This window comes from Bacillus sp. FSL K6-3431 (assembly GCF_038002605.1).
GTDB lineage: Bacteria > Bacillota > Bacilli > Bacillales > Bacillaceae_C > Lederbergia.
Genome location: NZ_JBBOCT010000001.1, coordinates 4,460,207 through 4,485,453 on the forward strand (window position 1 = coordinate 4,460,207; position 25,247 = coordinate 4,485,453).

Annotated in this window: 20 protein-coding genes, 1 pseudogene and 1 riboswitch; of the genes and pseudogenes, 13 read left to right on the plus strand and 8 right to left on the minus strand. The window is 36.8% G+C overall.

Annotated features, from left to right (window positions below; genetic code table 11):
- The first annotated feature begins 4 nt into the window (after positions 1-4).
- Positions 5-736, plus strand: coding sequence for a twin-arginine translocase subunit TatC (gene tatC / locus MHB53_RS21490; RefSeq protein WP_340922256.1), 732 nt, complete (start codon positions 5-7; stop codon positions 734-736).
- Positions 737-1,045: 309 nt separating this feature from the next.
- On the opposite strand, the pseudogene MHB53_RS21495 reads toward tatC, so the two are convergent.
- Positions 1,046-1,129, minus strand: a pseudogene (locus MHB53_RS21495) (amino acid ABC transporter ATP-binding protein); the annotation flags it as partial.
- Positions 1,130-1,538: 409 nt separating this feature from the next.
- On the opposite strand from MHB53_RS21495, the gene MHB53_RS21500 reads away from it, so the two are divergent.
- Complete coding sequence (locus tag MHB53_RS21500) at positions 1,539-1,997, plus strand: hypothetical protein (RefSeq protein WP_340922258.1); 459 nt, start codon at positions 1,539-1,541, stop codon at positions 1,995-1,997.
- 74 nt (positions 1,998-2,071) lie between these two features.
- Here MHB53_RS21500 and MHB53_RS21505 read toward each other — a convergent pair whose 3' ends face one another.
- Positions 2,072-3,157: a GntR family transcriptional regulator gene (locus MHB53_RS21505; protein WP_340922260.1), complete on the minus strand. Its 1,086-nt coding sequence runs from the start codon at positions 3,155-3,157 to the stop codon at positions 2,072-2,074.
- Positions 3,158-3,453: 296 nt separating this feature from the next.
- On the opposite strand from MHB53_RS21505, the gene MHB53_RS21510 reads away from it, so the two are divergent.
- On the plus strand, positions 3,454-5,988 hold the full coding sequence (locus MHB53_RS21510) for a glycoside hydrolase family 38 C-terminal domain-containing protein (RefSeq protein WP_340922261.1): 2,535 nt from the start codon (positions 3,454-3,456) through the stop codon (positions 5,986-5,988).
- 137 nt (positions 5,989-6,125) lie between these two features.
- Positions 6,126-7,466: an ABC transporter substrate-binding protein gene (locus tag MHB53_RS21515; RefSeq protein WP_340922263.1), complete on the plus strand. Its 1,341-nt coding sequence runs from the start codon at positions 6,126-6,128 to the stop codon at positions 7,464-7,466.
- A 394-nt stretch (positions 7,467-7,860) separates the two neighbouring features.
- Here the strand turns inward: MHB53_RS21515 and MHB53_RS21520 are convergent, their stop codons facing one another.
- The 6 genes from MHB53_RS21520 to MHB53_RS21545 all read right to left on the minus strand — a co-directional run bounded on the left by MHB53_RS21520 (position 7,861) and on the right by MHB53_RS21545 (position 15,072).
- Positions 7,861-8,613: an amino acid ABC transporter ATP-binding protein gene (locus MHB53_RS21520; RefSeq protein ID WP_340922265.1), complete on the minus strand. Its 753-nt coding sequence runs from the start codon at positions 8,611-8,613 to the stop codon at positions 7,861-7,863.
- A 15-nt stretch (positions 8,614-8,628) separates the two neighbouring features.
- Complete coding sequence (locus tag MHB53_RS21525; protein WP_340922267.1) at positions 8,629-9,336, minus strand: amino acid ABC transporter permease; 708 nt, start codon at positions 9,334-9,336, stop codon at positions 8,629-8,631.
- Between the two features lie 16 nt (positions 9,337-9,352).
- Complete coding sequence (locus MHB53_RS21530) at positions 9,353-10,057, minus strand: amino acid ABC transporter permease (RefSeq protein WP_340922269.1); 705 nt, start codon at positions 10,055-10,057, stop codon at positions 9,353-9,355.
- Positions 10,058-10,533: 476 nt separating this feature from the next.
- Positions 10,534-11,397 (minus strand): transporter substrate-binding domain-containing protein, encoded by an 864-nt coding sequence (locus MHB53_RS21535; protein ID WP_340922271.1) that lies wholly within the window; start codon positions 11,395-11,397, stop codon positions 10,534-10,536.
- A 47-nt stretch (positions 11,398-11,444) separates the two neighbouring features.
- Positions 11,445-12,611, minus strand: coding sequence for an acyl-CoA dehydrogenase family protein (locus MHB53_RS21540; RefSeq protein ID WP_445661467.1), 1,167 nt, complete (start codon positions 12,609-12,611; stop codon positions 11,445-11,447).
- A gap of 498 nt (positions 12,612-13,109) precedes the next feature.
- Positions 13,110-13,214, minus strand: a riboswitch (SAM riboswitch).
- Positions 13,215-13,911: 697 nt separating this feature from the next.
- Complete coding sequence (locus MHB53_RS21545; protein WP_340924668.1) at positions 13,912-15,072, minus strand: IS256 family transposase; 1,161 nt, start codon at positions 15,070-15,072, stop codon at positions 13,912-13,914.
- A gap of 713 nt (positions 15,073-15,785) precedes the next feature.
- Here MHB53_RS21545 and MHB53_RS21550 point away from each other — a divergent pair.
- From MHB53_RS21550 to phnW, 9 genes are all read left to right on the plus strand, one after another.
- A complete protein-coding gene (locus MHB53_RS21550) occupies positions 15,786-16,277 on the plus strand; it encodes a GNAT family N-acetyltransferase (RefSeq protein ID WP_340922274.1) in 492 nt (163 codons plus the stop codon).
- A gap of 848 nt (positions 16,278-17,125) precedes the next feature.
- Positions 17,126-18,208, plus strand: coding sequence for a methyl-accepting chemotaxis protein (locus tag MHB53_RS21555; protein ID WP_445661539.1), 1,083 nt, complete (start codon positions 17,126-17,128; stop codon positions 18,206-18,208).
- Positions 18,209-18,648: 440 nt separating this feature from the next.
- Entirely contained in the window at positions 18,649-18,858 is a 210-nt protein-coding gene (locus MHB53_RS21560) for a gamma-type small acid-soluble spore protein (RefSeq protein WP_340922277.1), read from the plus strand.
- Positions 18,859-18,955: 97 nt separating this feature from the next.
- Complete coding sequence (locus MHB53_RS21565; RefSeq protein WP_340922279.1) at positions 18,956-19,138, plus strand: hypothetical protein; 183 nt, start codon at positions 18,956-18,958, stop codon at positions 19,136-19,138.
- A 263-nt stretch (positions 19,139-19,401) separates the two neighbouring features.
- Positions 19,402-20,487, plus strand: coding sequence for a putative 2-aminoethylphosphonate ABC transporter substrate-binding protein (locus tag MHB53_RS21570; RefSeq protein WP_340922280.1), 1,086 nt, complete (start codon positions 19,402-19,404; stop codon positions 20,485-20,487).
- Positions 20,488-20,523: 36 nt separating this feature from the next.
- The gene (locus MHB53_RS21575) at positions 20,524-21,546 is read left to right on the plus strand and encodes a putative 2-aminoethylphosphonate ABC transporter ATP-binding protein (protein WP_340922282.1); all 1,023 of its coding nucleotides are present in this window, start codon (positions 20,524-20,526) and stop codon (positions 21,544-21,546) included.
- Positions 21,546-23,297 carry a putative 2-aminoethylphosphonate ABC transporter permease subunit gene (locus MHB53_RS21580; RefSeq protein WP_340922284.1) on the plus strand — a complete coding sequence of 584 codons (1,752 nt, stop codon included), beginning with the start codon at positions 21,546-21,548 and terminating at the stop codon, positions 23,295-23,297. The genes MHB53_RS21575 and MHB53_RS21580 overlap by 1 nt, the downstream gene beginning before the upstream one ends.
- 15 nt (positions 23,298-23,312) lie before the next feature.
- Complete coding sequence (gene phnX / locus MHB53_RS21585; RefSeq protein ID WP_340922286.1) at positions 23,313-24,131, plus strand: phosphonoacetaldehyde hydrolase; 819 nt, start codon at positions 23,313-23,315, stop codon at positions 24,129-24,131.
- Positions 24,128-25,243 carry a 2-aminoethylphosphonate--pyruvate transaminase gene (gene phnW / locus MHB53_RS21590; RefSeq protein ID WP_340922289.1) on the plus strand — a complete coding sequence of 372 codons (1,116 nt, stop codon included), beginning with the start codon at positions 24,128-24,130 and terminating at the stop codon, positions 25,241-25,243. The genes phnX and phnW overlap by 4 nt, the downstream gene beginning before the upstream one ends.
- Positions 25,244-25,247 lie beyond the last annotated feature (4 nt).

Below are 25,247 nucleotides of genomic sequence, written 5' to 3' on the forward strand. Positions count from 1 at the left end.
CATTATGGATGAAGAAAAAGTATTAACAGAGCATTTGGGAGAATTACGAGTGGTAATCATTTATTCATGTTTATTCCTCATCATTTGCTTTGCCATTTTTTTAATCTTTATTCAGCAAATGATTCCGATTATCACAATGGATCAAAAGTTAACAATGCTTGGTCCATTAGACGTAATTCGTTTTTATACAGGAATTGCAGGCAGCCTAAGCATAGGTGTGTCTGCTCCCTTTATTGGCTTTTTACTTTGGCGTTTTATCCGACCTGCACTTACTGAGAATGAAAGTAAAAAGACAATAAGGTATATTCCTGCAATGCTCATTAGCTTTATTATTGGCATTTCATTTGGCTACTACATTGTGTTTCCCTTCGCCTACCAATTTTTAATGCTACTTGGTACTGCGAATTTTGATATGATGATTACGACTCAAAGCTATTTTTCGTTTTTGTTAATGACAACGATACCAATGGGTTTTCTATTTGAAGTTCCATTTGTCTTAATGTTTTTAACTTCCATTGATATTGTAACGCCAAGTAAATTAACGAGTATCCGAAAATATGCTTACATTGTTATGGCAATAGTTTCTGCTGTTATTACACCACCCGATTTTATCTCAAATATAATTGTGTTAATTCCGTTGGTCATCCTTTATGAAATCGGTATAGGACTTTCTAAATATGTTTTTGAAAATAAGCAGCGTAAGGAAATGCACGCACAACGCCTTCCACAGCTTTGAAACGGGATAAATGATTATGTTATTTCATATCCTCGATCTGAGCAAAAAGACATTCCTAGTAATACTAGGGATGTCTTTTGCATTAATAAAAGAAGATCAATCAAGAAAGGAATGCTGTTTCCACCTCGTATAACGCAATTTCCCCAAAGGTCATCCATTTATTCCTCACACTTTAATGGCGATATTATGATACAATCCCTTCCTCTAAGTTTCTCCATAAGTGATGAGCTTCCCTGGCTATATGCTCTAATAAATCAGGTGGTGATGTTGTAGCGATTGCACATTTTTTGATTAGGTCATCTAGTTCTATGCTATACCAACCCTTTGCTGTTGACCCCCAGATAATTGAGACGGATAAAAATCATATTTATCCGATAGACCAACTTTATCAAGTGCCTTTTTTCCAACTTCATTCGCTTCAGCTTTGCTAAAGTAAATCTTTACTCGACTAGATTCATAATAAATGGGCGATAAAATCCATTTAGTCAGATTGATTAGTGTCTGATCAATAATAGAGATCAGCTACTTTGAAATGTTTGCTAATTTCCTTAATAAAACACTTCAGAATTGAAGAGTATTTATCTTACAGGAAGTGCATGTGCTGTGGCAATATTATTCAAAGTGAAGGCAATAACTATGGCTCTCGTTTTTTCATTTATAACTTATTTTAACTTTGTGTTGAAGCCAACGAAGGCAAGATTAATGCTTTTCCTGATGATAGGCCTTTTTTCGCACTATACTATTTTATAATAAAAATGTATTTGACTTATTTGGAGTCCCTTATCCAGACTCGACTACACCGATGAAATGGCAACAGGTGATTGATCTAGCAGCAAAGATGACAAAAGAAAGAAATGGTGTACAGTATGTTGGATTGACTCACGGTCCCTTTGCCGGCTTTGTCCCAGATGAATGTCCGTTAAGTGAAAATGTTGCGAACATGACGGATCCGGAAACAGGAGAAGTGATAATTCAAGAAAATCCTTTACTTAGGAAATACTTCGACCTGATAGCATTCCAGGGATCCACGACCCAGATCGGGAAGGCGATTGGTTTGGTGAAGGAAAAGCTGCGATGTTTCTTGCTGCAGGGGGCTTATCTGGATGGTATTGAAGACAGCAGTAGTCTTGAATCTATTGATATGGTTCCAGTTCCTATATGGAAAGGTAACCAAGATCAAGGGCCATATCATGGGTTATGGTCGATGATCATTGCGAATTATAGTGAACATAAAGAATGGCATGCCCCCTACTTGTCTTAAGACAACTTACGTATTTGCTTGCTTTTGTGGAAAAGAGACATGCCAAGCAAGAGGATACATGAAAATATATAGAATCATTCTATTTTACTTGGGGAAGCCGTTGATTCTCGAATAATGAGGCTTGTAGGCAATAAAACTTTTTTAGGTTCGATCTGAGTATTTTTGTGGATATCTAGCAATAATTTAGCTGCTTCATAGCCAAGTATATCAAAGTGCTGTTTGACTGTACTTAGGGATATCTTAGCATATTTGGAGCTTTCCAGGTCGTCAAAACCGATAATTGAAATATCTTGTGGGATACTTATACCCATTTTGGTCAGTTGGTCGATGACTTCAAGGGCTCTACGATCATTTACGCAGAATAATGCTGTTAGGCAACCTTTTTTAATCTCTGTCACGAGTTCTTTGTAATTTAGATTCCGCTCCTCAAAGAAGATAGTGGAGTCAGTCGACAGGTTGGCATTCATCATTGCATGCTGGTACCCAAGATACCGCTCCTTTTCTGAATTTAAAAAAAAGTCATAAGCGCTAAATCCAATTTTTGTGTGACCTAAATCAATTAGATATTTCACTGCCTCATAAGCTCCATCATGATTATTACAAGTGATACATGGTAAGGGAATACCCATTGGAAACCTATCCAATAACACAACAGGAAGTCTTTTTAACTGAATATCTTTTAGATATTCTTTAGCTGCTTCCGGATCTGAGGAATATATTAATAGTCCGCCACAATCTGTTTGAATTAATTTTTTTACCAACTCTATTTCCTGGTCGATATTGTTTTCAATAAACTCAATGATTAACTTATAATCATGCTCTGAAAGATATGACTGAACTCCTTTAATAATTTGGATATAAGAATTGTCATACATTTCATTTCCTGATAATACGAAAGTGATTAGTTTTGATCTTGTTTGATTTGTTGGCTTTTGATCGGAAATAAAGCTACCTTTCCCTTTGATTCGATAGATCACTCCTTCGTCTACTAACTCGGCTAAGGCTCTTCTAACTGTAATTGAGCTGACTCCGAGTTTATCAATAAACTCGCTCTCACTTGGTATACGATCATGGGCGGGTATATCTTTATTTTGAATAAAATTGAGTATATAATCTCTTGCTATTTGATACTTTGGAACGGAGGGATTTGACTCTCTCATATTATAACTTCCTTTCATAATTGGTATATCTTTAATTATGCAGTAGCCTTTTAAAGAAGATATTTTAACTACTGGGCTATTAGTAAGCACTTTATATAACACATAGGGTGAATAATATTAATGTTGAAAAGTAAAAAAGCACTTGACTTCTTTATTTTTTCATAATAAGGTGTACGTATACTTTGTGTACGAACATAGTATACCAGATATATTAGAAACTTTCTATGTTGATGTTAATAATCTTTTTTTAAATGTAAGCGCTAACGAAAAACAAGAATATTAAAGGGGGGTTGAAAGTGACAGAACTGAAGAAGGCTTATTTTGTTGATGGCTACCATGGTGGAATAAAAGGTCATATGCCACTTGGATCTTGGACAGATGTTATTAAAACTATGAAGAATTACCCGAAATGGAAAATTAGTCTAGACATAGAACCTATATCCTGGGATGAACTGAGAAAAACAGATCCTGACTCTTATCTGATTATGAAAAATCATTTAAAAGATAATGGTATCCATTCAAGAGTAGAAATGCTTGCAGGCAGTTATGCCCAACCCTTCGGATGGGTCATCGGAGGAGAAAGTAATATTCGGCATTTACTGATGGGAAGAGAAGTAATTCAAGACCATTTTCCGGAAGTAGTTGTGGATACGTATGCTACTCAAGAACCGTGCTGGAGCAGCTGTTTTCCACAAATTCTTCATTCGTTAGGGTATACACGTGCAGTACTAAAGAACCCCGGGACTGGCTGGGCAGGATATGCTTCGGGAATTGAACACGAAACTGTAATGTGGGTAGGTCCCGATGGGTCTTCTATTCCCTGTGTCCCCCGATATGATTGCGAAGAGCTTCTCAATTGTTGGGAAACAGAGGCTGGCTATATGGATAAGGAATTCGTCGAGAAATGTGTAATCAATAGTATTACTCATCCAGTTGGAAGCTTTTTGCAAGACTTAGGTTGGCCTGCGCACCCAAAGCTTGGCAATATGGATATTCAGTATGTGACGTGGCGGGAATATTTTGAAAGTATCGCCGAAAAAACCACCTATGAATGGTATTTTACTCAAGAAGATATACGCTGTACACTTCCATGGGGAGAAGGAACATTGCAACAAATGGCAAGACAAGTACGATCAGCGGAAAATAAAATATTGATCACTGAAAAGATAGCGGCGTTAGCTAGTGCGTCGCGTGGGTTTGCTTATCCACGTGAACAATTTAGAAAGGCCTGGGATCAACTATTATTATCTCAACATCATGATGCATGGATTTGCGCGACCACCGGGGAGGGGAGGGATAAATGGGCATGGCAAGCGGGGACGCAATCATGGAATGCAGAAGCCATATGTAATGAAATACTTGATCAAGCGACAGATAGTTTCCGGAGTGTTTCGGATGACGAAACAACGGAAAAAGGTATTCTTGTTTTTAATACTTTAGCTTCAAACAGAATAGATATTGTAGAGATTGAACTCCCTACTCCGGAAGGAACAACTGCTATACGTGTCACAGATTTGTATGGGCATGAAGTAAAAAGTCAGATTATTCCGACGAGAACATATGACAATGGTAAAAGTGTTAACGCGTGTAAATTACTATTTAAAGCGAATATACCTTCATTCAGTTATAGTACGTATTCTGTTCAGCCAATACACAAAAAGCAGGAAGTTACTTCGTCCCCAATAATACAGATGGAAGAAAATACTTTGCGAATGATAACAGATATCTATGAGATCACTTTAGATACATCTCGTGGCGGTGTGATAACAAGACTCTTTGAAAAAACGATGAATAAGGACTTTGTTAGAGGGTTAGATGCATCAATTAATGAATATACGGGGTATTTTATCCAGCAACAACGTTGGATCAGTAGTACTGACTCAGTGGTATCCGTTGATATCAAGGAAAATGGTCCATTACGTGCACATGTTCAATTAAAGGGAAAGATGGATGATACGGATTTTACAACTGAGATAACTGTCACAAAAGGAGAGAAAAGAATTGACTTTCATGTCCGGTTCCATTATAAGGATGAAACTTGGATAGGTGACCCATGGGATATCGAACCGGAAAATAGAAGAACAGAGCGGAGAAAATCCCATCATAACGATAAATATAAATTAAAGGCTTTATTTCCAGTATCTCTTGAAAATCGCAAACTGTATAAAAATGCAGCATTCGATGTAGTTGAAAGTAGACATGTAAGTACGTCCTTTACACGGTGGGACGAAATAAAGCACAGTGTTCTTTTAAACTGGGTCGATGTGTATGATGAACAGCAAAATTGCGGGTTAGCCCTTTTCACTGATCATACAACTGGCTATTCACATAGTAAAGACGAACCATTAGCTCTAACTTTGGGATGGGGGTGGGAAGGTGGATTTTGGTGGGGAAAGCGTCCGCTAGTCGGACAGAAGGAATTAAATTATTCGATTCTCCCACATGCTAATTGTTGGAATAATGCGGAAGTACAGCTGGAATATGTACGGTGGGCAGAACCTTTACTACCGATTTATACGATGCTCAAGCCAGGACTAGTTAATTATTCATTTCTTTCTATAAGTGACTCCTCTATTGAAATTCCAACCATTTTACAGGAGGGGGAAGATCTACTCGTTCGTTTATTTAATTCTGGATCTGATGCAAGGCATACGATTCTCTCAATTAACGCGAAGGTGACGAAGGCTGAGATCGTGGAACTGGATGGCAAATATAAAGAAAGATTATTGCTACAGAAGGCAAACGAAGGGGGTTATCAAGTTGAGGTATCGCTAAACGGGTTCGGCATTAAAACTGTTCGATTTTGTAATGTTTACCCTAAAATAGTGTAGGAAACGATTAGAAATGGAATGAGTACAAAGTCAATTAGAGATTAACTAATTGCATAAAATAGTTTTGATTGGGCAAGATACTTTACCCTGTTTACCCCGGTGAACACCGGGAATTTTCTATACCTAGGGGGAAAATAATGAGGATAGTTAAATGTCAATTCCTTGTCTTATTAGTCATGTTATTAGCGATTGGATTAATAGGTTGTCAGTCTCAAGGTGTGGAAAAAGATACGACGAAAAGGACTATCCAAGAAGGCGAGAAGGAGATCACACTTACTGTAATGCTGAGTTGGGTAATTGGTGAAGATCGATGGGAGGAATTTTACAAAAAGCCAGTGGAGGAGAAGTTTCCTCACATTACATTAAAAAGAATTGAAGGGGATGCGGGAGATAGAGAAACGCTAGAAGAAACCTTCGCTGCGGGAATTAAACCTGACATTATCATGGTCAGTCATCCTTCCCAGATTCAATTACTTCAAGAATATGAATTAGCTTATGATATGAGGGAGCTTATTGAACATTATGATTTTGATCTCACTCGTTATGATAATGATTATTTAGCGGAATGGCTTTCGTGGACAGGTGGCGAGATCTGGTCTTTACCTTTTGTTGCTCAGAAATATGCGCTACATTATAACAAAGATATTTTCGATCTAATTGGAGAACCTTATCCATCAGACAATATGACCTGGGAGGAAGTTCTAGATCTTGCTTCCCGCCTTACTTTCTCAAGAGATGGTATTAACTATCAAGGTATATACATGCAACATGACGCGAGTCAAACTTTGTCTCAGGTCATAGGTGATACCCTATATGTTGATCCAGAGACAGACAATGTACTTTGGACGGAACGTGAGGAGGTTAAAGACTATTTAGCGTTAGTTGATCGAATGAAGTCTATTCCTGGAATCGAACTTGATGTCAAAACAGAGGGCATAGCTTTTATAGAGGCTTTTCAAACAGAAAGAACTTTGGCTATGATTCCTCATCAGTTCCTAGAATCATTACCTGAGGATATGAATTGGGATATTGCCACTTACCCTGTTTGGTCTAAGGCACTAGGCATACAGCCGAATCAAAGTGGTTGGGCACTTGGTGTAACCGCTGTTAGCGAACATAAGGAAGCCGCTTTTGAATTACTAAATTTTTGGTACACTGATGAACAGATTCTAAGCAAGGGGAATTCTGCTGTGACAACGCCGTTCAATCATCTATTTGAAAATGAGGCTGTTGAAAAAGCACTGAGAGAAGATCCTTACCGTCCCTATCTTGCCGATTTAAACGTTAATTCTTTATTTCAGAATAGCCCTGGTGGTGGTACATCAGAACAAAGATCGTATTTCGATACGGGTGCACAGAATGTAATAGGTGGAATAGGATTCAAATATGATGAGTCTGAACAAGATTGGAACACATTCCTTCGTGATTTAAAACAAGAAGAAGAGCGAAGAATTGGAGAAGAAAAGGCAACGAGATAACCTACAAAATCTGAGCCTTATAGTAGTTCCTGCCCTCGAACGTATGAAGTATTAACGAAGGGGCAGGCTCTATTTTTATGAGACAGGAAAGAAGATATTATTGCAGTTAGCAGATATAATGTCAAAATGAATGCCTTTAAAACAAAAACATGGTGTGAATTGGATTATGTGATTGCCTTGACTGAATCGGAAGTTGGTAAAATTGCTCATATTGTGTATTTCATAAATGTGGTTGGATATTATTTGAAATGAATCTGATGGTTAGTCTTCTTTTTGCATTCCTTTAAATCGAAGTTTTTAATATAAGGATAAGAAAGGGGATTTAAGGCTATTTGAAAGAAAGTCAGGCAAACAAGCATGTTCACCCAACATATTTGTATTTAATCTATTTCACTTAAATAGTATAATCATAATCTCCTATTATTCTTCTTAAGAACTGTTGTGTTCTTTTTTCTTTCGGCTTTACAAATATCTCTTGAGGTGTTCCTTCTTCAACAATAATACCGTCATCCATAAAAATGACTTTATTCGCAACATCTTGGGCGAAAGACATTTCATGGGTCACAATTAACATTGTTGTACCTTCTTGTGCCAATGTTTTCATAACGGACAACACCTCACCGACAAGCTCGGGATCAAGTGCAGAGGTAGGTTCATCAAATAGAATGACATCAGGCTTGACCGCAATTGCTCTGGCTATACCAACCCTTTGCTGTTGACCCCCAGATAATTGAGACGGATAAAAATCATATTTATCCGATAGACCAACTTTATCAAGTGCTTTTTTTCCAATTTCATTCGCTTCAGTTTTCGGAACCTTTCGCCCAATAATTAAGCCTTCTGTCACGTTCTCTAATGCCGTTTTATTGTTGAAAAGATTATAGTTCTGAAAAACAAATGCTGTTTTTTTCCGAACTTGTAAAATGTCTTTTTTGCTTGCATCCTTAAAATGCGTGTTTATTCCATGAAAGATGAGCTCTCCTTCATCAGGTCTTTCTAAAAAGTTTAAACAGCGAAGAAGGGTTGTTTTACCGGATCCACTCGGACCTAAGATTACAGTTACGTCCCCTTTGTTGATATGAATATCAACACCCCTTAATACCTTGTTCTTCCCAAAACTCTTTTGTACGTTTTTTACTGTTAACATATATACCACCTCACCTTATCCAACCGCTGTTTTATAAGACTTTAAGTTTTTTTCTAATACGTTGAAAAGTATTTCAACAATGGAACATACTACAAGATAGATAATCCAAACATCTAAATATGCCTCTATATAATTGTAACCAAAGCCAGCTTCAACTTTTGCAATAGCGGTTATATCTTTTACAGTCATAAGAAAAGCCAGTGAAGTTGCTTTTATTAAATTCATTGTTGCCGTACATAAATTAGGCAGCGCTGAAATTAAGGCCTGCGGAATAATAATTCTTCGGTAACTTTGGAAACTTGTTAAACCTATTGCTTGTGCAGCTTCAAGTTGACCTTTATTGACTGTAAATAATGCGGATCGGAAAACCTCGGATAAAATAGCAATTGTATTTAATGAAAATACAATGTAAGCATAAAGTATCGGGTTGATATCAAATACATTAATGGAACTGTTCATGCTTTTTAAAAAAACGTCTAGTAAGCTAGGAACCATACTATAAATAATTAGTATTTGAATAACAATTGGTGTTCCTCTTATAAAAGAAACATAGACTGCACCAAGCTTTGCTAGAAAGGGAATTTTGTTTATTCTTACAACGGCAAGCAAAAATCCCAATGGTATGGATATAAGCAAAGTAATAGCTGCTATTTTTAATGTAGTTGGTAAAGCTGTTAATGCTAAGAAAAAGGTATCTACAAAAAAATCAAAATTAAAAGACACTGACGCTTCACCTCACTTAAACGGTTTTGGCAAGTATTTTTTCCTTATATATTCCTTCGAATTTTGACATTCCTTTTTCAATTATGATAGAAATCGCCCAGTATATAAGTGCAAGACCAATATATATTTCTCTGGCATGCGATCCATAGTTAAGAGATACAATTAAATTGGCTTTTCCCATCATATCTATAAAACCAATGGTAAATGCCAAGGCTCCTTCTTGAAATAAAACGATTACTGCATTCCCTAAATTAGGAAGGGCAATAATAAAACACTGTGGTAGTAAGATCCTTATAAATGTCTGTACATTATTCAGACCAATGCTTACACCTGCTTCATATTGACCTTTGTCTACTGCTTCGTAGGCGGAACGCATTACTTCCGCCATATTTGCTGAAAACAAAAGAACGAGTGTGATAATGACAAAAATACCTTTGTATATATGATTGATATCTATACCAAACAATCCTTGAAATATTGCTGGCAGTCCGTAATAAACTAAAAATAGTAAAATTACTGAAGGGGTACATCTTAATACATTTGTATATCCATTACCCATTACTCTCCATATTTTATTCTTACTTAACTTTGCCATAGCCACCAAGAAACCAAATAGGACACCGAAAATTACTGAAAATATAACGATTAAGAATGTGATTGCTAAATAAGGAAGAATCTCGGGATAATATCGAAAAATAACTGTAAAATCAAATGCATGCATGTTAGCACCTCCTTGCTTTTATATAGACTTTCGGCATTCACCAAGCCGGATGGTACAAGACTTTCTTGTGCCACTTTTTCATGTCTCCCCCTACTTTTAATAGGGGAATAGTTCACTCTTTATTAGTAGAATTACCCATTCTGTATGGAATGAGATAAATACTCTATAAATCAACCACGCACTACCTTGGTAAAGCAACAATGTTTGCAAAAACAACCTTTTTAAAAAATAAATATATGATGCTTCTTTGGCATGTCTCTTTTTGAAAAAATTTGAAAACGAATACCAAATATTCAATAAAGCTTAATTCCCAGTAGGTTTTTGGAAATTCAGCAGATTTACGCCTCGAAATTCGGAGAGCCTATTTTAGACCATTACGATATTTGTAAAGTTAGGCAATGCATAGAATTTTTGTGTTTTTTGAATCCCCTTATGCTTAGCAAGAGGATTCTTCTATTTGCAGAACTCAAGTTACATTAATTACTTTCTTCAAGGAGTTTAAATGTATCTTCATCCAGAAATTCAACTAGTAAATCATTTGGTATTTTTTCCTTTTTCAATTCTTTCATTACAACATCATAGGCATCAGCGAGTTCTTGCTCCTTTTTATTAAATAGAGGATATGTCTTTGTTGCCGTAAAGCCATTGTATGTTAGGTCATCTTTTAAATGGTGATAAGCTCCGTCTTTAGCTACTACCGTCTTATTGAATGAAGTTTTAATAGTAAGCATGGCATCATATCTTCCTTCTGAAATCCAAATCGGCCAGTCGGAAACAGTAAAAGTTTCAGAGTTTTCAACAGTAATCTGATTGTCCGGATTTTTTTCGTTATAAGCCAGAACTAAACTATATTGTGCATCTTGAGGGGCGATTGGGATCAATTTTTTCTTTAGTTCAGCAATATCGGATAAATCTTGAACAAGATCTTTATCCTCTGTTCTCATTATTAACCCTGAACTACTTGCACCTAGGTTTTCTTCAGGATAAACATATTTTTTTGCTCTTGCTTCTGTGTAAAAGGTATTTTTTACACCTACATTATATTTACCAGTTTCGACACCAATTAATAAATCATCATCTGTTGTAGGTATAAATTCAAATTCATAGTCGGGAAGACGTTCATCTACCAGTTTCATTATTTCAACATCATAGCCTGTAGCATTTCCTTTTTCATCTTGGTAGGTAATAGGTACACCAGTTAGTGCATAGGCAATTTTAATTTTTCTTACATCATCAGTACTTGCTTTATTCGTATTTGCATCTTCTGTCCCCTTAGAGCAACCTGTAGTAAAAATCAATACTAGCACTGTAATTCCAATCCAATTTCTCAAATATTTCACTTTATATCCCTCCATATTTTTATAGTCGCTATCAACATATCGATTCTTTAATTATCATCTATTGCTTTTTCTTGTTTTATTGCTGATAATGCTAAATTTTTAATCGTCATATCATCCATGGGTGGATTATGCAAACCAGCCCTTACATCACGATAATACCGTTGTAAAGGATTGCTACGTTGTAGACTTTTTGCTCCTACAATCCTCATTGCTTTATCGATAATTGATATTGCTGCATTTGTAACTGTATGTTTAACGACACCTAGTTCATTGGTGAGATAGTTACTTCGCGATTCATCATCATAGGCTGCTGCAACGCTATAAATTAGATGTCTTGCTTTTATTAACTCTAAATCCATTTCACCTAGATGCTGTTGGACATTAGGTAATTGGCTAATTGGTCCGTTAAGACTATTTGGTGAATGATGGTTGGCAAAATGTATTGCATAGTCGCGTGCAGACTGGGCGATACCTAGATAACAAGCAGGAATGTGAAGATTCCAGCCACTTAATTGTCCGCCAGGTGTGTCAGGAAGTTCAACAAGTTTCGAATCATCGACCTTTACATTTTGGAGTACGAGATCATGGCTACCTGATCCTCTCATAGAAATGACGTCCCACGTTTCATCAATTGTTAGTCCCTCTAAATCTTTATGTAGAAGGAAAAAACCAACTTTCTGTTTCTCTTCGATCCATGCAGATGTAAGAAAATAAGTTAATGCAGGAGATGCAGTTGTAAAGTTTTTACGCCCCGATATAATCCAAGAATCGCCTTTTTTGACTGCATTTGTTCCCGGGCGGCCACCCCTACTCGGGCTTCCTGTTTGTGCTTCACTAACAGATCGATTCACTAATGCGCCATTAAGAATTTCTTCAGCAAAAAAAGTTAGTTTTTCATCATCCCAAAGCTTTTTTTCAAAAATATCTCCAATAACCCCAAGATTCCAACCAATAGAAAGTGCTGTAGTAGCATCAAAACTAGCCAGCGTTTCTTGAAGGAGGACCATACCATAGATGGATATACCTTCTCCGCCGTAAGATTTTGGAAGGGTAATACTTGAATATCCCATATCAACTAAATCTTGAATACTTTCTTTTGGAAACATTGCTAGTTCATCAATTTGAGTTGATTGATCATTAAACTTCGTTCTTTTCTCATGCAATCTTTGTAACCATAATCTTTGATGTTCTGTTTTTACAAATAAGTTCATCACATTTTTTCCTCCTAGGTCATTAAGTTTACTTTAATTAAATAAAGCCTATAGGTTTTGTCGGGATTAATATTATAAAAAACTGAATTCCGTTGAAGATTATATATATATTATGATGGGCAACATATTTTGTGTTTTAACATTAATGTTAAAACATAAAATATCTTTCTTTATATAAAAATCAATTATGCCTCGGCGGAATTGCGTCCAGATTTTATCGAGCTCGCTCAATAAACTTCCTCTAAAAATCTGTGACATCCGCTGGAGGTTTTAACTTCATTCAGCCGGAGTTTGCACTCCCAATGAATGAGGTAAATCGCAGCCACTTATAGAAGTGGGGGACTTCTGCTGAATGAAGTTAAATGTACGCAAATGATGATCCGAAGTGAACAACTCGGCAACATAACAAATTTACTTTTCATCCATATTGGAAGACTTTAAAACTAGGAAAAAATCCCCCTTTTCCAAAATAAAAAGAGGGATTGACTTGTATGCCAAACGCTCTTATCTTTCAAGATTAAACTCTTGCTGGATTTAGCACCTTTCTGTCATGCAGAGGTTGCTGAAGCATCATTGGGTCAGTCCCTAAGCTTCTCTTGATAAGAAGGATGAAGTTGTTGAAATTTACTTTATGCTATCTCCGTTATTTTGTCAATACATAAATCGCACTATTATTATATGAATAATGGGTTTTGGGTGGATTCATGGATTTTTGTGGATAAAAAAATGTTCAGGTCGTTCAATTCAGAGATTCAGATTTTCTATTTATAAAAATGGAAAGTGGAATTAATGTAAAAGGATATTTTAACTTTTTGGCGAAATTAACATTAGAAGCCATATATGAGCGACTATATACTGACCATTTAGCACTTTAATGACCAACTTGCGACTCAGCAAATTTATGAGCCACTGGCGGCTAAATACTGGCGACTCAGCAAATTTATGAGCCACTCACGATATTTACTGGCGACTCAGCAATTTTATGAGCGACTCACGATATTTACTGGCGACTCAGCAAATTTATGAGCGGCTCACGATATTTACTGGCGACTCAGCAAATTTATGAGCCACTGGCGATATTTACTGGCGACTCAGCAAATTTATGAGCGACTCGCGATATTTACTGGCGACTCAGCAATTTTATGAGCGACTCACGATATTTACTGGCGACTCAGCAGTCAAGTCCAGACAATTGTGTAATTTAGTTTACAATGTTTTCTTTATGATATTTAGTTATAGTTGGCTATTTTATTTCATCAAGTGAAAAGGGGGTACCCCCTTTTCACTTGATGAAATTGTCATTTTATAAACTCTTTTTTCCGCTTCGTTCTCTGTTTTCATAATCCATTAGTATTGCACCGATAAGTCGAAATGCAGATTGATTATTCGGGAAGATACGTATGACTCTTTCTCTCCTGCGAACCTCCTGATTAAGCCTTTCAAGTGAATTTGTGCTCGCTAGATAACGATGATAACGAGAAGGCTGGTTGAGAAATTGAATGGCATCTTCGAAGCCATCCTCTAAAATTTCAATTGCTTTCTGGACCTTTGCTTCTTCTTCATATTTATCGACAAATTGCTCTTTATATTGGCGAGCTTCTTCTACTGAAATACTATTAAAGATGCGCCTCATGTCAGCGATTATTTGTTTTGATTCTTTTTTTGGCAATCGTTCAATGATATTCCGTTTAAAATGGACAGTGCAACGTTGCCAAGAAGTGCCTATGAATTCCCGCTGAATTGCTTTTTTCAGTCCTTCATGAGCGTCTGAAATAATAAGTTTTGGAGACTGAAGAGCACGTCCTTTCAGGTGTTGGAAGAACCCTTGCCATGCCTCAAAACTCTCAACATGATCGATTTTTAGTCCAATCACTTCACGTCTCTTGTTTTCATTTATCGCTGTAGCGATATAAACTGCCTTGGAAATCACTTTATTATGTTCCCGGACCTTGATATACATGGCATCTGCATAAACGTACGGATAGTACATGGTATTTAGAGGGCGGTTTGCCCACTCATTTACGATTGGATCTAGCTTTCCAGTAAGGGAAGATACGAACGATTTAGAGACGTTTTCTCCACACAGTTGTTGAACGACATTTGTGACTTTTCGAGTGGAAATCCCATTGACCACCATCTCTAACATCGACAATACAAAGGCCTGATCTACACGGGAAAACTTTTCAAACACGGAGGGAGAAAAGTGTCCCTCACGGGTTCTCGGGACTCGCAGTTGAACCCTTCCAATACTAAGGAGAAGCTCTCGCTCGTAGTAGCCATTTCGGTAATCAATGCGTTCGATCGAGCGCTCGTAGGCAGCTGCTTGGAGATAATCATCGCGTTCCTTCTCCATATATTCATTTAGGACAAGTACAATCGTGGATTTTACTACCGCTTCCAGGTTTGAATTTAGCACTGAGTCTTTTAAAATTTCAATATCTAGGTTAAAATTAAGTTGGGTCATCATCAATTCCTCCTCAATGTGATCGTGGTTGAAAACATTGTAACATGAGGTCTTGATGAGACCTTTTCTTTTTACACAATTATATGGACTCTATCGACTCAGCAAATTTATGAGCCACTCACGATATTTACTGGCGACTCAGGCACTTTTATGAGCGGCTCACGATAATTACTGGCCACTCATCAAATTTATGAGCGGCTCACGATATTTACTGGCGACTCAGCAAATATATGAGCGACTCACGATATTTACTGGCGACTCAGCAATTTTATGAGCGACTCACGATATTTACTGGCGACTCAGCAAATTTATGAGCCACTCACGATATTTACTGGCGACTCAGCAAATTTATGAGCGACTCACGATATTTACTGGCGACTCAGCACTTTTATGAGCGACTCACGATATTTACTGGCGACTCAGCAAATATATGAGCGGCTCACGATATTTACTGGCGACTCATCAAATATATGAGCGACTCACGATATTTACTGGCGACTCAGCAAATTTATGAGCCACTCGCGGCTAAATACTGGCGACTCATCAAATATATGAGCGGCTCACGATAATTACTGGCCACTCATCAAATTTATGAGCCACTCGCAGCTAATTTACTGGCCACTCATCAAATTTATAGGCCACTCGCGGCTAATTACGGCCACTCGCGATATTTAATGACCAATCAGCATTTATTTTATAAAGAGGTGACTATATTGGTTTATATAAGAAGTCTAGCAGAAAACGAAATGGAATTTTTACAGGATATGATGTATGAGTCTATTCATATTCCGGAGGATAAACCTCCTAGAGATGTACTATTAAATCTTCCACATCTAAAAAAATATAAGGACGATTGGGGGAGGAGAGGAGATAGGGCTTTAGTCGCTGTAAATAATGATAATCAAGCTATAGCTGCAGTTTGGTATCGATTGTTCGATGAACAAAATAAAGGTTACGGATATATCAATAATTGTACGCCAGAGATAGGAATTGCGGTTTCAAAAGAGGCCAGGGGAATGGGGATAGGATCTATTCTTTTGCATTCAATCATTAAACAAGCGATGGTAGATGGATATAAATCCATCTCGTTAAGTGTAGATCCAAAAAACGAGAATGCAGTGCATATTTATAAAAAACAAGGATTTAAGGAATATGGCTTATGTGGAACATCTATAACGATGGTATATACGCTTCCGGAACAGTAAATTTGTGTATATGAGGCTTTAGTTGCCTAAGTTGAGTATTCAAATTGGGCAATTAAATCAAAAAATATATCGTACAAATCCCCAGCTTTATTTAAAAGAGCTGGGGATTTTGCTGCGAAAAATAATGAGTAATTAATATAATCTATATATAATATTTACAATATCCATACAAAACGTTAATAATTATGAGATTAAATGAGTGTAGGAAGTTTGTCATGATCATTTTGGTATAGGTGTATAAAAGGAAAGTAACCACAGGAGAGAGTGAAAAAATGAAAAGACAAAGGAGAGTCTATAGCCTTCAAGTTATATTAGTAGTACCAATTATATTAATCGTATCGCTATCTTCCACAATAATTGCGTATATAAACTATGAAAAAAATAAGCAATTAACGATTCATTCTATTGAACAGCAATTACAGTCATCTGCAGAAGTGATGACGGAGAAAATAACAATGCTCAAGTCGACTGCTACAAAACAAGAGTTTGATCGGAAATTCACCTTTGCATTGACACAAAATGAAAATATGTATAAAACAGCCAATTTAAAGCCAATACAGTTTCAAGTGACAAAGGATAGTAATCTAAAAGCATATACTGGATTTGATCACTTGCTTCCAGACATGACGGATTCAGAAATAAAAAAAATATACGATCAGAAAAATGGAGTAATACATATTGAAGGAATGACACTCGCTTTTTCCCAGCAAATTGAAATGGATGATTCATTATACATTATTGCCTTTTACGATCATGAATATTTACAACCAGTTAAGGATTATCGTAATTTAACGATAGGTATGACGTTAATTGCTATTATCTTTTCTAGTGTAATTGCATATGGAGCCATGAATAAAGTGATAAAACCAATTCATTTATTAAAAGTGTCGATGGAAAAGGTAGCGGAGGGAGATCTTCAAACGAATATTCACTTACGCTCTTCATCGAAAGAAATTATGACGCTTTCAACTGGTTTTAATCGTATGGTATCCAGTCTTAATACATTAATAGGACATTTGGAAACAAGTACAAGACATATTACTTCTTCTTCAGAAAAATTAAACATCGCTTCCGCTAATTCTAAGCAGGCATCTGACCAAATTGGGAGGACAGTTGGTGAAGTTGCGTCAGGGATGGATCAACAAGTCCAATCTGTCGTTAGAGGGAGACATATTATTACCGATATATCCGCTAACATTGAGCAAGTAGCAAAATCGATTAAAAGTGTGGAGGGTTCTGCATTAGAAGCAAATCAAAAAGCAAACATCGGCAATCAATTAGTTGAAAAAGCGGTTGAACAAATGAGTTTTGGACAAAAAACAGTGGATGAAACAGCTGAAAAGGTGTATTCATTAGGCGAAAAGTCTGCACACATTCATAAAATCGTCAGTATTATTAGTGAAGTAGCGACTCAAACAAACTTACTTTCTTTAAATGCTTCAATTGAAGCAGCACATGCGGGGGAGCAAGGGAAAGGTTTCGCAGTAGTGGCTAATGAAGTGAGAAAGTTAGCAGAACAAACGGGTGTGTCTGCTAAACAAATTTCCATTATTATGGAAGAAATACTTACGGAAACAAAGCAAGTTCTCCAATCTATGTCAAAAGGGGCCGAAGTGATAAAAAGTGGCATTACGATGGTTCATGAAACGGAACAAGCCTTTGTTGAAATTGCTACTGCAGTTGAAAAAGTTTCTGAGGAGGCAAGGGCTGTTTCGACTGTTGCCTATGATGTAAATGAAAAAACACATATTATGGTCGACAGTACGGAGACAATTTCAACAGTTTCTCAACAAATTTATAGAAATATGGACGAAGTCGCTGTTTCGGCAGACGAACAATGCATATCGATTGATGAGGTAATAGGTGAAGCTAGTTCTTTAAATGAATTAGCAATAAAGCTAGAAAAAGTTTTAGGAAGATTTAAGGTGTAAATACTATAAGAGGATGATCAAAAAGTCACCAAATGATAAATGGCGAATTTCTTCGTTGGCATAGTTACGTACTTCTACTAAGGAAAAGGAACTTCTGATAAGATCGCTCACGTCCTGTGAGCAACACAGAGGTCAGCACGTCGTGTGCAAGTCCGTCCTGTGGGCAACACAGAGGTCAGCACATCGTGTGCAAGTACGTCCTGTGAGCAACACAGAGGTCAGTACATCGTGTGCAAGTACGTCCTGTGAGCAAAACAGAAGTCAGCACATCCTGTGCAAGTCCGATCCTCAAAATCGAAATGCTTGTTTCTAATTTGGCACCTTTTTGAACACGCACTATAAGCAGTATCAGTCCCTAGGTAATTAACAGAAAATCCTCGATTAATATTCCCTATAATGGAGAATATAAGGGGAAATAAGAATAGAGGTGTGTTTTAGTGATGGAGAATCAAAATAACGATGATACATTTACGATTGCGGGAACAAACATTGATGCCGTGAAAAGGCAAAATGAACGCTCCGGCCTGTCATATAACGAAGTAAAGGAATTACTTGCTAAAACAACAGGGGGACATGGGACAGGAATGTATAGTAACACCAATATAGAGAAAGTTAAAAGAAAAAATGAGAAATCGATGAATAATCAATGATGAATTTAAACTGGGATTAAATCGCCGTACTTGAAGTAACATAGATGTATATTTCCTTTTCCAATTCCTATACTATCGAAAGAAGGAGGGATACTTTATGCCGAAACGAACGAAGAAAAATGATGCAGAACAAAAGAACAAAAAAGGATTTGATTCCAGCAAAACCGATTCAGAGTTCTCCAAAGAATTCGGTAGTGCAAATGCGAATCGAGCACATAAGGAAAAGGCTAAAAAAGTAAAGTCATCCAAAAATCAAGGTAAATGGAACGGGATGCAATAACGATAAAATAGCCTCCATGTATGAGAATAAAGGATGAAGGATGTTTATACCTATAATTATATAAGACTGCCATACCATCTAATAATTGGTATGGCTTTTTGTATGTTATTTAGTGGATTTCCTGAATATCGTATCTAAATAAAACGATATAAAATAAAGCTTTATACAAGCCAAATGAATTCTTTACAACATATTAATATATTCTTAACACTGTGGTTTTATATTGTATTTATAAGAAAAATAATAGAAGGAGCGATAAAACAATGAAAAACCACATGTTGAAAATAGTAGTTCTCGTATTAACCTTTACTATGCTTGTTGCTTGCGGTTCAAATGTAAGTAACGGAAGTGGAAAAGGAGAGACGGACGGAATGGACAAAACACTAGAAGGTGAGCTAACAGTATATACAGCAATTGAGGAAGAACTTATCCCTGAGTATTTAGAAACATTTAATGACATGTATCCAAATATCAAGTTAAACATCGTTCGGGATTCGACAGGAGTTATTACTGCAAAACTTTTGGCAGAAGGGAAGAACACGCAAGCTGATGTAGTTTGGGGCATATCAGCTTCAAGTCTTTTAGCATTAGATGGTAAAGAGATGCTTAAGGGATATACACCGAAAGGTTCGGATAAAATCCTACCACAATATAAAGACTCGGAACAACCTGAGAAATGGATTGGAAATACTGCTTATATGACAGGTGTTGTTGTTAATAAAATTGAACTTGAAAAACTTAATTTGCCAATACCTAAAACATACGAAGATTTACTAAAACCTGAATACAAGGGATTAATCGTCATGCCGCACCCTGCTTCTTCTGGTACGGGATATTTAACGGTGAACGGTTGGATTCAAATCAAGGGAGAAGAAAAAGCTTGGAATTACATGAGGGATCTTCATGCGAATATAGGCACATATACTCATTCGGGTTCAAAGCCCGCAAAGTTGTCGGGATCAGGGGAATACCCAATCGGTATAGCTTTAGTGTATAGCGGTGTTACTCAAATGCAATCAGGTGCGCCAGTTGAAGTCATCCTCCCGGAGGAAGGGCTAGGTTGGGACGTTGAAGCAAATGGACTAATCAATAAAGAGGATGCTAAAAATGAACAATTAGCACATGCATTTCTTGATTGGGCGATTACTGATGAAGTGATGAAAAAATATTATCAAGCAAATGGTTTATCAACAATGGAAAATGAGTTCGAAAAGCCTGAAGGTTTCCCGGAAAGTGTACAAGACAAAATGTATAAAGATAATAACCTAAAATGGGCAGCTGAAAACCGAGATCAGATTCTTGAAAAATGGGATACAGAATTTGCAGGAAAAGCCGAGCCGAAAGAATAGTTAATGTAAGTATGAGATAGAAAGGATGTTTAGCCTATGCAAAACCCTTATTTGAGAATAGAAGGTTTATGTAAAAATTTTGATACATTTACAGCATTAAAGGATATTTCAATAGACATTCAAAAGAATGAATTTGTTTGTTTATTAGGACCAAGTGGTTGTGGGAAAACAACTTTACTGCGCTTAATCGCAGGTTTAGAAGAGCCAACTAGTGGACGCGTTTTTGTAGGAGGAAGAGATGTTACCCACTTACCACCAGCTAAAAGGAACTTTGGTATTGTCTTTCAATCATATGCTTTGTTTCCTAACTTAACAGCATTACAAAATATAGAGTTTGGGTTAAAAACGCGCAAATTTCCTAAAAAGGAGATACGTGACATCGCTCTTCATGCATTGGAACTTGTAGACTTATTAGATGTAAAACACAAGCATCCGGCGCAAATGTCAGGAGGGCAACAACAACGTGTTTCTCTAGCTAGAGCCATTGCACTGTCACCTGATTTTCTATTGTTGGATGAGCCACTTTCTGCACTTGATGCAAAGGTAAGAGAAAAGCTACGACATGAAATACGCTCAATTCAAGAAAAGTTAGGCATTACTACAATAATGGTAACCCATGACCAGGAAGAAGCACTCACAATGGCAGATAAAATTGTGGTGATGAACAATGCAAAGATTATGCAAATCGGTTCTCCTTATGATGTTTATAATCATCCAAACACACCCTTTGTTGCAGACTTTATCGGGGCTATGAATTTTATTAATATGAATGGTGTTCAAGGGGTGAATCAAGATGTAGTTGGAATTCGACCAGAGCATATAACTGTGACAGAAGCGCACGGGGTAACTTCTATCGTAGAGACAATAGAGTTTAAAGGACCAGTTTATCGTTTGAAAGTGTGCGTTACTGATATTAAATCCACGTTTTTAGGTCAGCAATTTACAATAGATATATCTGCTAATTTAGTTCAGAGATTGAATGTAAAGAAAGGGAATAGCTTGCGAATTACTCTGCCGGAAAGTCATTTATTAGCCTATAAAGAACAGGTGGTTATCTAATGCAGCTTGCCAATAAACATCATCTAATAGGTGCTAAACAAAGCATTCGGCAAACTGCTGGAAAAAATGAATGGCTTCAACGAATACTGATTGTACTTGTCGTTTTGACATTACTCGTTGTATTAGTATTTCCACTGCTTGCTTTGTTTGTACAAGCATTTATTAGTACAGATGGTCACTTTGTGGGATTACAAAACTTTATCAAGTATTTTGGCACGCCTGCTCTTGTTCAGTCACTGAAAAATACCGTGTTTGTCTCATCGATTACAACAGCAATTTCTGTCATACTTGCGTTTGTTTATGCGTACTCTATCGTTCGTACTAATATGAAAGGAAAGGTGTTTTTTCGATACGCTGCTCTTTTACCCTTATTTGCTCCAACGATGATGCACGGAATTGCGCTTATGTATTTGTTTGGAAATCAAGGACTCATTACAAAAAGTCTTTTTCAATTATTACCTAATTTGAAATTTGAACTATACGGACCCATAGGAATTATACTAGCCGAAATTGTTTATACATTTCCACAAGCTTTTCTCATTTTTATAATTGCCTTACAAGCAACCGATAACCGCCTATATGAGGCAGCAGATTCAATGGGGGCAAGTGCCTTCAAAAAATTCGTGACCATTACGTTACCATCAGTAAAGTATGGATTAATTAGTGCGATCTTTGTGGTATTTACGTTAAGCTTTACAGATTATGGGGCTCCAAAAATTGTTGGTGGCCAGTATAATGTATTGGCAACAGATGTTTATAAGCAAGTAATTGGCCAGCAAAACATGGCGATGGGGGCTACAGTGGGGATGATTTTGATGTTACCAGCGCTTTTTGCCTTTGGTGTTGATCAACTAGCCCAACGAAAGCAATCAGGGTTTCTATCATCAAGATCAGTACCTTATAAAACCAAGCGGAATAAAAAACGTGATGTTTTATCTTTGATGTATTGCTCGATCATTACATCATTAATTTTCTTACTTTTGTTCGCAGTAATAGTAGCAGCATGCGTTAAGAATTGGCCATACAATTTGAGCTTCACATTAGAGCATTTTCAGTTTACTAGTTATTCAGGTGATGGATTTACTGCTTTTAAGAATAGTTTAATTATAGCTGGGTTAACAGCAATATTCGGGACAGTTTTTACATTTTCCTATGCTTATATCCTTGAAAAGTTCCGGCAATATACAGGCCTCCGTAAGCTAAGCTATTTCTTATCCATTCTGCCATTAGCAGTTCCGGGATTAGTTATTGGATTAAGCTATATTTTCTTTTTTAGTCAATCTGAACTCTCTCTTTTTGGATTTGAGTTGACCAATCCATTTCAGTTTATTTACGGAACGATCGTGATCGTTGTCATTGCAAATATTGTTCATTTTTATTCGGTCACATTTATTACTGCTACAACAGCATTAAAAAAATTAGATAAAGAGTATGAGCTAGTATCGGAATCTATGGGGGTACCATTTTACAAAACATTTATAAAAATAACAGTACCCATGTGTTTGCCTGCCATTCTGGAAATGTGTATCTATTTTTTCGTTAATGCCATGGTTACAGTCTCTGCTGTTATTTTCTTATACTCAGCAGACTTTAAACTAGCCGCCATTTCGATCGTGAATATGGATGATGCTGGAAACTTAGCTGCTGCAGCTGCAATGAGTGTATTCATTGTGATTACAAATATTAGTGTTCGAGCTCTATATGAGCTAATTACTAAGTATATTCGAAAGCGTTCAGTAATCTTAAAATAATGGAGGAATAATGATATGAATAAAATTGAGGGTGTTATGTTAGATTGGGCAGGAACTACAATAGATTATGGATGTTTTGCACCATTAAAAGTGTTTATAGAAATTTTTGAACAAAGAGGTGTCACAATCACTTCAGAAGAAGCCCGTATACCAATGGGATTGCCTAAGATGGATCATGTACGAGCAATCCTAGAAATGTCTAGAGTAAGGGATGAATGGCAAATTATTCATGAAAGTCTACCTACTGAGAAAGACATAGTGGAAATGTATCAAAACTTTGAAAGAATTTTATTTGATGTGTTGCCTCAATATACAACACCAATACCTCATGTGATTGAGACGATTGCTACTTTGCGCGGTCGCGGATTAAAAATTGGTTCAACCACTGGTTATACAAAAGAAATGATGAAAGTAGTTGCTCCATTAGCGAAAGAAAAAGGATATTATCCTGATACTTTGTTTACACCTGATGATGTAAAAGCAGGGCGTCCTTATCCATGGATGAGCTACTTGAATGCGATGGAGCTGGGAATTTATCCAATGAATAAATTTATAAAAGTCGGTGATACCATTTCTGATATTCATGAAGGGTTGAATGCAGGTATGTGGACGGTAGGTGTTATCCTCGGCAGCAATGAGCTTGGGTTAACAGAGGAAGAAGTGATGTTGCTAGATAAACTGGAATTAAATAATCGTATGGAAACTGTTCGCCAACGTATGAAGGAGGCGGGAGCACATTTTGTAATTGATCAATTTAATGAATTAGTATCTGTCATAGATAGAATTGAAAAAGATGTCAACACACCACCTATGAAATGTGAGGTAAACAAATGAAAAATCCATATCTACTTTTGACTCCTGGTCCATTATCAACTTCCGAATCTGTTCGATCAGCCATGTTAAGAGATTGGTGTACATGGGATACAGAGTATAATAGTATTGTTCAAGAAATTAGGAAAAGGCTTGTGGGATTAGCAGGTGTAAGGAGCGATGCGTATACGAGTGTACTTATGCAAGGTAGTGGGACATTTACTGTAGAATCTGTCATTGGCACTGTCATCCCTAAAGAAACTGGCAAATTACTCGTAGTAATAAACGGAGCCTATGGAAAAAGAATGGCAGAAATAGCAAAAATGTTAGACATTCCAACAATTGTTTGTGCTTTTGAAGAACATGAAACGATTAACATGGAACAAGTGATGATTTTATTAGAAGAACACCAAGATATCACTCATGTGGCAATGGTTCATTGTGAAACGACAACGGGGATATTGAATCCAATAAAGGAATTTTGTGATGTGGCGAAAAGATATAATAAAGTAACGATTATTGATGCCATGAGTAGCTTTGGCGGCATGCCTATTATGATAGAAGATTTACAAATTGATTTTCTTATTAGCAGTGCAAACAAATGCATTCAGGGAGTACCAGGATTCGGTTTTGTTATTGCTAATCGGAAAAAGTTAGAAGAGTGTCAAGGGAATGCGAGATCACTTTCATTAGATTTGTATAGTCAATATAAAACGATGGAAGAGCATGGTGGGAAGTGGAGATTTACTTCACCTACCCACGTTGTACGAGCTTTTTATCAAGCGTTAATTGAACTAGAAGAAGAGGGGGGCATCATGGCCCGCCATCAACGCTATGTTGAAAATCAGTGGATCCTTGTAGAAGGGATGGTCAAATTAGGATTCAAGCCATTTTTACACAAGGGGATTCAATCACCTATCATTACGTCCTTTTATTATCCTAAAGTTTCTGATTTTCAATTTGAGCAATTTTATGGAAGCATTAAGGAAAAAGGCTTTGTGATCTACCCGGGAAAAATATCACAAGTAGACACGTTTCGGATAGGAAATATCGGGGAAGTGTATCCTAAAGATATTCACAGATTACTTGAAGCAATAGAGACTACGATTGCACTTGAAACGAAGGGAGTAAGATAAAAGA

Excerpts from the sequence above, each read along its gene's own strand:
- tatC (WP_340922256.1), top strand. The coding sequence starts at position 5 with ATGGATGAAGAAAAAGTATTAACAGAGCATTTGGGAGAATTACGAGTG.
- MHB53_RS21500 (WP_340922258.1), top strand. The coding sequence starts at position 1,539 with ATGAAATGGCAACAGGTGATTGATCTAGCAGCAAAGATGACAAAAGAA.
- MHB53_RS21505 (WP_340922260.1), bottom strand. The coding sequence starts at position 3,157 with ATGAGAGAGTCAAATCCCTCCGTTCCAAAGTATCAAATAGCAAGAGAT.
- MHB53_RS21515 (WP_340922263.1), top strand. The coding sequence starts at position 6,126 with ATGAGGATAGTTAAATGTCAATTCCTTGTCTTATTAGTCATGTTATTA.
- MHB53_RS21520 (WP_340922265.1), bottom strand. The coding sequence starts at position 8,613 with ATGTTAACAGTAAAAAACGTACAAAAGAGTTTTGGGAAGAACAAGGTA.
- MHB53_RS21530 (WP_340922269.1), bottom strand. The coding sequence starts at position 10,057 with ATGCATGCATTTGATTTTACAGTTATTTTTCGATATTATCCCGAGATT.
- MHB53_RS21545 (WP_340924668.1), bottom strand. The coding sequence starts at position 15,072 with ATGACCCAACTTAATTTTAACCTAGATATTGAAATTTTAAAAGACTCA.
- MHB53_RS21555 (WP_445661539.1), top strand. The coding sequence starts at position 17,126 with ATGAATAAAGTGATAAAACCAATTCATTTATTAAAAGTGTCGATGGAA.
- MHB53_RS21560 (WP_340922277.1), top strand. The coding sequence starts at position 18,649 with ATGGAGAATCAAAATAACGATGATACATTTACGATTGCGGGAACAAAC.
- MHB53_RS21565 (WP_340922279.1), top strand. The coding sequence starts at position 18,956 with ATGCCGAAACGAACGAAGAAAAATGATGCAGAACAAAAGAACAAAAAA.
- MHB53_RS21570 (WP_340922280.1), top strand. The coding sequence starts at position 19,402 with ATGAAAAACCACATGTTGAAAATAGTAGTTCTCGTATTAACCTTTACT.
- MHB53_RS21575 (WP_340922282.1), top strand. The coding sequence starts at position 20,524 with ATGCAAAACCCTTATTTGAGAATAGAAGGTTTATGTAAAAATTTTGAT.
- MHB53_RS21580 (WP_340922284.1), top strand. The coding sequence starts at position 21,546 with ATGCAGCTTGCCAATAAACATCATCTAATAGGTGCTAAACAAAGCATT.
- phnX (WP_340922286.1), top strand. The coding sequence starts at position 23,313 with ATGAATAAAATTGAGGGTGTTATGTTAGATTGGGCAGGAACTACAATA.
- phnW (WP_340922289.1), top strand. The coding sequence starts at position 24,128 with ATGAAAAATCCATATCTACTTTTGACTCCTGGTCCATTATCAACTTCC.